The 5390-nt window shown below is 76.3% G+C and carries 9 protein-coding genes; 8 read left to right on the plus strand and 1 reads right to left on the minus strand.

All coding sequences use genetic code 11. From position 1 onward, the window contains the following. Positions 1-147: 147 nt before the first annotated feature. Positions 148-405 carry a hypothetical protein gene (locus tag E2C05_RS33515; protein ID WP_205083144.1) on the minus strand — a complete coding sequence of 86 codons (258 nt, stop codon included), beginning with the start codon at positions 403-405 and terminating at the stop codon, positions 148-150. Between the two features lie 135 nt (positions 406-540). Here E2C05_RS33515 and E2C05_RS28300 point away from each other — a divergent pair, with 135 nt between their 5' ends. The 8 genes from E2C05_RS28300 to E2C05_RS28335 all read left to right on the plus strand — a co-directional run. Beyond that, positions 541-1539 (plus strand): catalase family peroxidase, encoded by a 999-nt coding sequence (locus E2C05_RS28300; protein ID WP_158292427.1) that lies wholly within the window; start codon positions 541-543, stop codon positions 1537-1539. A gap of 80 nt (positions 1540-1619) precedes the next feature. Continuing rightward, a complete protein-coding gene (locus E2C05_RS28305; RefSeq protein ID WP_133222989.1) occupies positions 1620-2012 on the plus strand; it encodes a flagellar basal body rod protein FlgB in 393 nt (130 codons plus the stop codon). A 130-nt stretch (positions 2013-2142) separates the two neighbouring features. Then, complete coding sequence (flgC, locus tag E2C05_RS28310; RefSeq protein WP_133222990.1) at positions 2143-2550, plus strand: flagellar basal body rod protein FlgC; 408 nt, start codon at positions 2143-2145, stop codon at positions 2548-2550. Further along, complete coding sequence (locus E2C05_RS28315) at positions 2550-2855, plus strand: flagellar hook-basal body complex protein FliE (protein WP_133222991.1); 306 nt, start codon at positions 2550-2552, stop codon at positions 2853-2855. Before flgC ends, E2C05_RS28315 begins: the two co-directional genes overlap by 1 nt. Positions 2856-3003: 148 nt before the next feature. Next, entirely contained in the window at positions 3004-3282 is a 279-nt protein-coding gene (locus tag E2C05_RS28320) for a flagellar biosynthetic protein FliQ (protein WP_133222992.1), read from the plus strand. 13 nt (positions 3283-3295) lie between these two features. Next, positions 3296-4057, plus strand: coding sequence for a flagellar biosynthetic protein FliR (locus tag E2C05_RS28325; protein ID WP_133222993.1), 762 nt, complete (start codon positions 3296-3298; stop codon positions 4055-4057). A gap of 95 nt (positions 4058-4152) precedes the next feature. Next, positions 4153-5205 (plus strand): EscU/YscU/HrcU family type III secretion system export apparatus switch protein, encoded by a 1053-nt coding sequence (locus E2C05_RS28330; protein WP_133222994.1) that lies wholly within the window; start codon positions 4153-4155, stop codon positions 5203-5205. Next, on the plus strand, positions 5198-5390 hold a 193-nt coding region (locus E2C05_RS28335), incomplete at its 3' end, for a PAS domain-containing protein (protein ID WP_158292428.1). The genes E2C05_RS28330 and E2C05_RS28335, both read left to right, overlap by 8 nt.

Here is a 5390-nt window from a genome sequence, read left to right on the forward strand (position 1 = left end):
GCCCGGGCCGCCGCGGCGGGCGCGCAGCAGCCGCGCCGCGAGCCAGAGCGGCAGGGCCAGCGCGGCGAGCGCGCCGGCCGAGGTCAGGATGGCATCGGGGGTGGTGAACAACCGGCGGCCTCCTGCCGACGCGGTGGGGGGAAGGGATCAGCCGCCCGGCGGGGCGAGGGCGGCGCCCAGGCCGTCCACCTCGTCCAGCAGGGCGAGCAGGGCGGGGCGGAGCGGCCGCGCATGTTCGGGCGGCAGCATCTCCACCGCGGCGCAGACCACGGCGGCGCCGGCATCCAGCCCCTGCAGGTCGATGCGCCGGCCGGATTCGACCAGCGCTCGCGCCACCGCGAGGGTGCCGCGCATGGCGTCGATGGCAGCGAGGGCAGGCGCTGGGGACTGGGCGCAGGGCGTCATGCGGGCAAGTCTGGCGGCGCCGGGGTTAAGGAAGCCTCGCCGCCGGGCATGGTGCCGCCGCCGGGCCCCGGTATAGAGGAAGGCGGGGGCGCCGCCCGGCCCGGGCCGCGCACCCCCGCAGGGAGGACAGACCACATGCCAGCAGCCCGAGGCGCCATTCCCGCCGCCGCGGCCATGATCGCCCTCGGCCTTGCCGGCCCCGCCGCGGCCCAGGCGCCGACGGCGGTGCAGGTGATCGAGGCCTTCGAGGGCGTGGTCGGCCCGATCCGCACCCATCGCCCCAGCCATGCCAAGGGCACCTGCGCCGCCGGGAGCTTCACCGCCACGCCGGAGGGGACGCGGCTCTCGGTCTCGCCGGTGTTCGGCGGCCAGGCGGTGCCGGCCATCATCCGCTTCGGCGTCGGCGGCAGCACACCCACCGCCTCCGACACCGCCCGCAGCACGCGCGGCCTGTCCATCCGCTTCCAGCCGCCCGGCGCCGCGCCCTGGGACATGGCGAACATCTCGGCGCCGATCTTCGGTGCGCCGACGCCCGAGGCCTTCGTCGAGAACCTGCGGGTCCGTCGGCCGGACCCGGCGACCGGCCGGCCGGACCAGGCGAGGATCGACGCCTTCGTCGCCGCCAACCCGAAGGTGGCGCTGCAGGGCCGCTGGCTGGCGGCGACCCTCCCGCCCGCCAGCTTCGCCAGCACGCCCTATTGGGGGGTGAACACCTTCCGCTTCCGCGGCGCGGACGGGGAGGTGCGGCCGGCCCGCTGGGTGTTCGAGCCTGCGGCGGGGGTGGCGCGGCTGACCGAGGAGCAGATGCGCAGCCTGCCGACGGATTTCCTGGCGGAGGAACTGCGCGGCCGGGTGGCGCGGGCGCCGGTCGCCTTCGACATGGTGCTGCAATTCCCCGGCCCCGGGGACGACCTGAACGACCCGACCATGGCCTGGCCCGACGACCGGCCGCGGACCACGGTCGGGCGGCTGCTGGTGACCGAGGTGGCGGCCGGCCCCGGCGGCGCCTGCGACCGGATCAGCTACCTGGCGCTGGCCAATGCGCCGGGGGTGGAGTTCAGCGACGACCCGATCCTGCGGGCGCGGCCGGCGCCCTACGCGGTCTCGCTCTCGAAGCGCAGCCAGCAGCCATAGGCCGGGGCGGCGCGCGGTTGGGGGGCGCCCGGCCGCCGCGCTTTACCAAATCTTCGCCGGCGGCCGGCCAGGATGTCGGCATGGACCCGTCGCATAGCGCCCCCGTCGCCCTGGCCGAGCGCCGGCTCGCCTGGCTCGATGCCCGGCAGCGCGTGCTGTCGCAGAACATCGCCAATGCCGACACGCCGGGCTACCGGCCGCGCGACCTGTCGGATTTCTCCCGCCTCGTCATGCAGCGCGCCGGCCCCGCCGTCGCCATGGCCCGCACCGACGACCAGCACTTGGCGCCGGCGCGGGACCCGCGGGCGCGGCCCGACCGCGCGGCGGTCGAGGCCTCGCCGAACGGCAACCGCGTCTCCCTGGACCGGGAGGCGCTGAAGGTCGCCGACACCGACAACGCGCATGCGCTGGCGATCGGGCTGCACCGTCGCTGGCTCGGCATGTTCCGCACCGCCCTGGGGCGCACCCAGTAATCCGGCTGGCGCGTCCCGGCGGGATGCGCGGGCCGCATCGCATCGACGTCTTCGGGGCCGGGCCCCGCGCCCGGGCCGCCGCGCCGGGGCGCCGCCCGCCCCGCCGCAGGCAAGCAGGGAGAGGGTAGGCATGGATCTGGAACGCGCGCTGCGCATCTCGGCCGCCGGCATGGCCGCGCAGTCCACCCGCCTGCGGGTGGTGGCGGAGAACCTAGCCAATCGCGACAGCACCGGCGAAGCGCCCGGCGCCGACCCCTACCGGCGCAAGACCGTCACCTTCGGCAGCAAGCTGGACCGGGAGATGGGCGCCGACATGGTGGCGGTGCGCCGCATCGGCACCGCGCCGGGCGACTTCCCGCAGGTGCACGACCCCAGCCACCCGGCGGCGAACGACAAGGGCTATGTGAAGCGGCCGAATGTCGACAGCCTGGTCGAGATGATGGACATGCGGGAGGCGCAGCGGAGCTACAGCGCCAACCTCTCCGTGCTCGAGGTCACGCGCGGCATGCTGACCCGCACCATCGAGTCGCTGCGCTGATGGCCGGCGGCATCGGCCCGCTTCAGGCGGCCGCGGCCTATCGCGCGGCGCAGTCCCAGCCGGGGGAGGGCGTGGAGGCCGCGCCGGGCGCCGATTTCGGCAGCGCGCTGCGCCGCGCCATGGAGGATGGCGTGCAGCTCGGCCGCGCCGCCGATGCCAGCAGCACCCAGGCGCTGGTCGGCCAGGGCAGCGTGACGGATGTCGTGCTGGCCGTCTCCCGCGCCGAGATGGCGCTGCAGACCGCGGTGACGCTGCGCGACCGCGTCGTCGCCGCCTATCAGGACGTGATGCGCATGCCGATCTGACCGCGGCCCCCTTGGCGGCCGCGCGCGGGCATTGCCCGCGCGGCCGCGCCCGGGGACCGCGTGACGCCGCCTGCCGGCCCGCGGGCCCGCCGCCGCGCCGCACGCCCCACCAGGATGGACCCCCGCGCCGCGGGAGGAAGGGGAGAGGATGACCGAGGACCCGACCGCGCTCGCGCTGCGCGAGGCGCTGTGGCTGACCATCCAGCTCGCCTGGCCGCCGCTGCTGGCGATGCTCGCCATCGGCCTCATCGTCTCCGTGCTGCAGGCGGTGACCCAGGTGCAGGAAGCGACGCTGGCCTTCCTGCCCAAGCTGCTGGTGCTGGCCGTGGTGCTGCTGGTGACCGGGCCGGGCATGACCTTGGCCATGCAGGGCTATGCCGGCCAGCTCTACGACCGCATCGTCGCGCTGGGCGGCCAGGGCCGGTGAGGCGGCGCGGCGCATGACCGGGCCGCTGCCCGACCTGGTGTTCCATGCCGTGCTGGTGCTGGCGCGGGTCGGCAGCGCGCTGCTGCTGCTGCCGGGCCTGGGCGCGGCGGAGGTGCCGGCGACCATCCGCCTCGCGCTCGCCCTCGCGCTCACCGCCCTGGTGCTGCCGGTGGTGCAGCCCGGCCTGCCGGCGCTGCCCGGCGACCCGTCCGACCTGCTGCGGCTGCTGCTGATCGAGATCGCCATCGGCGTCTGGCTGGGCCTGCTGGCGCGGCTGCTGGAATTGGCGCTGGCCCAGGCCGGGCAGGTGATGGCGCTGATGGTCGGCCTCGCCAGCCCCTTGCAGGGGGATGCGGTCTTCGGCGCGCAGGCGACGGCGCTGTCGCGGCTGTTCGGCCTGGCCGCGGCCATGCTGGTGCTCTCCACCGGGCTCTATGCCCTGCCGCTGCGCGCCATGGCCGAAAGCTATGACGCCTTCCCGCCGGGCGCGGCGCTGCCGCTGCCGGCCCAGGCCGGGCTGCTGGCGCAGGCGGTGGCGGACAGCCTCTCCCTCGCGCTTCGGCTGGCGGCGCCGCTGATCCTGGCCGGGATCCTCGGGCAGTTCGCGCTCGGCCTGCTGGCGCGGCTGACGCCGCAGGTGCCGGTCTTCATCCTGGCGGCGCCGGGGCAGATCCTGGCCGGGCTGCTGCTGCTGGCGGCGCTGCTGCCGGGGCTGCTCGGCGGCTGGCTGGCGGCCCTGCGGGAGGGCTTCGAATCCCTGCCCGGGCTGCCGTGACGGGCCGCCGGGGCATGCCCTTGCGCGCGCTGCCCGGCCTTGCCCCGGGCGTCCTGCCGCCCGCCATGACCCTGCCGCGCCGGGGCCGCTGAGCCATGGCCGAGGGCGATCCGAAGGACGCCGAGGACCGGACGGAAGCCCCGACGCAGCGGCGGCTGGACCGGGCGCGGGAGGATGGGCAGGTCCCCCTGTCGCGGGAAGCGGTGTCCTTCGCCACGCTGCTGGCGGCGACCCTGGCCGGCTTCCTGGCGTTGCCTGCCATGGGGCTCGACTGGCTGCGGGCGCTGCGGGTGCTGGCGGAGGCGCCGGATCCCGGCGCGGAGGAAGCGCTGCTGCTGCTGCGCGCCGCGACGCTGGCCCTGCTGCCGGTGCTGGGCGCGGTGGCCATCGCCGCGATCCTGGCCAGCCTGGGGCAGACCGGGCCGCTGCTGCGGGCGGAGTCGCTGCAGCCCGAGCTTTCGCGCATCAGCCCCCTGGCCGGGCTGCGGCGCCTGTTCGGCACCGAGGCGCTGATCGAGCTGCTGCGCACCGTCCTGAAGCTGGCGGTGGTCGGCGCGGCGCTCTGGTTCTCGGTGGATCTCTCGGCGCTGCAGGCGTCGCTGCAGCAGCCGCCGGGGATGCTGCCGGCGGCGATCGGCCGCGGCGTGCTGCACCTGATGCTGGTGACGCTGGGCGCCTTCGCGGTGCTGGCGGCACTGGACGTGCTGCTGGTGCGCTGGCGCCACCTGCGGCAGCTGCGGATGAGCCGGGAAGAGCTGAAGGAGGAGATGCGGGAGGCCGAGGGCGACCCGCAGGTGAAGGCGCGGCAGCGCCGGCTGCGGGAGACGCGGGCGCGGCAGCGGATGCTGGCCGCCGTGCCGAAGGCCGCCGTTGTCGTGACGAACCCGACCCATTACGCTGTCGCCCTTTCCTACGACCAGGGGCAGGCGGCGGCGCCGCGCCTGGTGGCCAAGGGAGTGGATGCGATGGCGGCGCGCATCCGCGCGGCGGCCGAGGAGCATGGCGTGCCGGTGGTCGCCAACCCGCCGCTCGCCCGCGCCCTGTGGCGGCTGGAGGTGGATACCGAGATCCCGCCGGAGCATTGGCAAGCCGTCGCCGAGATCATCGCCTATGTCTGGCGGCTGCAGGGGCGGGCCGGCGGTGGCTAGGCCCGGGCTGCTGCGGCTCTGGCCGCGCCGGCCGGGCCTGCCGGAGGCCTTTGCCCTGCTGGCCGAGGCGGCGTCCGAGGGCATGGCGCTGCTGGATGCCGGCGGGCGCCTGCTGGCGGCCAACCCGGCGCTGGCGCGGCTGGCCGGGCCGCTGGTGCCGCCGCGGCCGGGCCTGCCGGCCGCCG

Source organism: Paracraurococcus ruber, from assembly GCF_004353985.1.
Lineage (GTDB): Bacteria > Pseudomonadota > Alphaproteobacteria > Acetobacterales > Acetobacteraceae > Paracraurococcus > Paracraurococcus ruber.